We start from the raw sequence: 539 nt of genomic DNA, 5'->3' as shown, positions 1-539 counted from the left end.
GTGACGGTGACGGTGTCGGATGCGGTGACATCCGGGTCCTCGTCATCAGTGGCGGTGACCGTCAGCTCACCAGGCTCGGTGCCTTCCGGAACCGTCCACTCCACGGTGAAGGTGCCGTCGTCTCCGACCTCGACGCCTTCGATCGTGTCGATCACGTTGCCGTCAGCATCGGTGATGTCCACCGTGACCGTGGAACCAGGGGTGAAGCCCTGACCCTCGACCGTGATGTCCTCACCCGGGGCGACCTCGTCCGGGTGGACGATGATGCCCGGCTGCACGACCCCATCCTCATCAGTGACCGTGAGGTGCTCCGTGGCCGTGACCTCGGGGTCCTCATCATCAGTGACCGTGATCGGCAGAATGCCCGGCTCAGTGTCCTCAGGCACCGTCCAGGTGATCGAGAAGGAACCATCCTCATCAGTGGGCACATCCTCGATCGTGGCGATCGGGTTGCCCTCCTGATCAGTGACCTCCACCGTGACCGTGGAATCAGGCACGAAGCCCTCACCCGTGATCGTGGTGTCCTCACCCGGAGCAAC

1 pseudogene is annotated in these 539 nt (G+C 63.6%); it reads right to left on the bottom strand.

From position 1 onward, the window contains the following. A pseudogene (locus tag SD455_RS16650) lies at nucleotides 1-497 on the bottom strand (hypothetical protein); the annotation flags it as partial. Nucleotides 498-539: the final 42 nt, after the last annotated feature.

This window comes from Nesterenkonia sp. K-15-9-6 (assembly GCF_052656005.1).
Note: the sequence above shows the minus strand (reverse complement) of the source record. Positions and strands in the feature narration are given on the sequence as shown.